This window comes from Arthrobacter sp. Y3225116 (assembly GCF_059091245.1).
On sequence record NZ_JBNHGL010000336.1, the window covers coordinates 1 to 2,498 of the forward strand.

The 2,498-nt window shown below is 68.2% G+C and carries 3 protein-coding genes; 1 reads left to right on the forward strand and 2 read right to left on the reverse strand.

Annotated features, from left to right (window positions below; genetic code table 11):
- On the reverse strand, positions 1-266 hold a 266-nt coding region (locus tag AC5RV2_RS16995), incomplete at its 3' end, for a GntR family transcriptional regulator (RefSeq protein WP_494093315.1).
- Positions 242-1,714 (reverse strand): fumarylacetoacetate hydrolase family protein, encoded by a 1,473-nt coding sequence (locus AC5RV2_RS17000; RefSeq protein WP_494093317.1) that lies wholly within the window; start codon positions 1,712-1,714, stop codon positions 242-244. The genes AC5RV2_RS17000 and AC5RV2_RS16995, both read right to left, overlap by 25 nt.
- 382 nt (positions 1,715-2,096) lie before the next feature.
- On the opposite strand from AC5RV2_RS17000, the gene AC5RV2_RS17005 reads away from it, so the two are divergent.
- The coding region (locus AC5RV2_RS17005) for a hypothetical protein (protein ID WP_494093316.1) at positions 2,097-2,498 on the forward strand (402 nt) is incomplete at its 3' end.

The following is a 2,498-nucleotide window of genomic DNA, read 5'->3' on the forward strand; positions in this document are numbered from 1 at the left end:
ATGGTGTGCAGGTACAGCTCGGCGTCGACGGCCGCGACCGTCGCCCCGATGTTGCGCTCGAACGTCACCAGGCCCTCGGCCTCCAGCCGGCGGATCGCCTCGCGCACCGGCACGGTGCTGCAGCCGAGCTCCGCGGCGATGGTCCCGAGGACCAGCCGGTAGCCGGGCACCAGCTCGCCCTTGGCGATCCGCTCGTGCAGCAGCTCGTAGGCCTGTTCCGACTTGCTGGGGGCCAGGGTGGTCACTTCGGCTGCTCCGCGACCCATGCCTCATAGCGTGCGCGCCATTCGGCGTTCATCGGGAACAGGCCCTCGATCTTGTGGCCTTCCTTGACCATCTCGAAGACGAAGCTGTCCTGGCGTTCCTGTTCGACGACCTCGTCGGCGATCTCGGCGGCCAGGGCCGGCGGGATCACCAGGATGCCGTTGTCGTCGGCGACGATGATGTCCCCGGGCTGGATGGTGGTGCCGCCGCAGGCGACCGTCACGTCGGTGTCCCAGGGCACGTGCTTGCGTCCCAGCACCGCCGGGTGGGCGCTGTTGTAGAACGTCGGGATGTCCAGCGCTGCGACCTCGGAAAGGTCGCGGACGCCGCCGTCGGTAATGATGGCCTCCGCGCCGCGCACCTGGGAGCGCAGCGCGAGGATGTCGCCGAGGGTTCCGGAGCCCTTCTCTCCGCGGGCCTCCATGACCAGGATCTCGCCCGGGCCAAGCGCGTCGATGATGCGCTTCTGCGCGTTGTAACCGCCGCCGTGTGACTTGAACAGGTCCTCGCGGTTGGGCACGTAGCGCAGCGTGCGGGCGGTGCCGATGACCTTCTGGCCCGGCTTGGTGGCCAGCAGGCCGTCGACGCTGACGTTGTTCAGCCCGCGCTTCCGCAGCGCGCCGGAGATGGTGGCGGTGGCGACCGAGAGCAGCTTGGCCTTGACGTCCTCGGTCAGCGCGGACTTGCCGGTGATTGCCGGCGCCAGCCCGGCCGCTTCCTCGCTGCCGAAGGCATCGATCCGGTCGGTGTCGGTGATCTTGGGGGTGTTGCCGAAGGACGCGAATTCCGCCTCGCCCTGGGTGACGGTGGTCGAGAGGCGGCCGGTGCTTAGCCCGGCGGCTTCGTCGGAGACCTCGACCTCGACGACGTCGCCCGGCACGATCACGGAGGAGCCGGCCGGGGTGCCGGTGAGGATGACGTCCCCGGGGTGCAGCGTCATCAGCTGCGACAGGTCGGCGACAATCCGGGCGAAGGAGAAGATCAGGCCCGCGGTGGTGTCGTCCTGGACCACCTCGCCGTTGACCCAGGTGCGGATCCGGAGGCCGTCCGGGTTGACCGACGCCGCGGGCAGCAGGGCCGGGCCGATCGGCGTAAAGCCGTCGCCGGACTTGGAGCGGACGTTGGAGCCCTTGTCCGCGTACTTGATGTCGTAGACGCCCAGGTCGTTGCTGGCGGTCACGTGGCCCACATGGTCCCAGGCCTCCTCGACGCTGATGCGGCGGGCAGTCTTGCCGATGATCAGGGCGATCTCGCCCTCGAAGGCCAGCAGCTCGGTGCCCGCGGGGCGCTCCACGGTGCCGCCCGAGAGGGCCAGCGAGGAGGAAGCCTTCATGAAGTAGGAGGGGTGCGCCGGAACCCGTCCGCGCTGTGCCGCCCGGGAGTTGTAGGACAGGTGTACGGCCAGCACCTTGCCGGCGTCCTCCAGGATCTGGGTATCCACCGTTTGCAGCGTGCCCGCGGACTGGGTGACGTTGGCTTCGGACAAAGCATCCTCCTGTGAAGTACGAAATCGTATATGATCCATCATGGCCTGTGGCGAGGGCCACGTCAAGGGCGGCCTAAGCATCCATCCGGGTTGGTCGCCCCCTCATCGTGAGTTGTTGGCGGGCGCTCCTCGACTGCTTGGATTTGTGGTCAGTGGCGCTCCTCGTCGCCCCCGCCTCCGCGATCAGTGGCGCTCCTCGTCGCCAAGCGGGTCGTGCCAATTGCCGATGCCCCGGGCGTTGGCGGCTGGCCGGTTTTCCCTGCCGTTCTTCAAATGTCGTGCCACTATTCCTACACACTGGACCCTTTTGATGGCTATCGAATGTGTGTACTAATAAAATTGTGGTATGGCTCTTGCACCGTTGGACCGCACCGGGGAGATGGAAGCATCCCTGGACCAGGCGTGTGTCCTGCTGCAAGATGTCGCCGACCGCTTCCCCGTTGAGTTGTCGTCCCTGTGCAACCGGGACCTGGCCAACACGGTGGCGGCGGTCGAGGGCGTTTCGAAGCTCGTGGAGTTCCTGCAGGCGGTCGGCGCCCACGCGGTGGAGCGGGCGGACATCGCCGCCAACGGGGAACACGCGACGGTGGCAGGACTCGGAGCAAGTACAGGGGCCGGCACAGAGGCCGGTGCCGCCGCGTCGAACACCGCGGGGGCGGGGGAGTGGGCGGACCCGGCGGCGGCGATCAGCACCGGGAGCGTGGACGCCGCCGACCCGGATGGGTCCGGACCACAGCAGGTGCGGCGC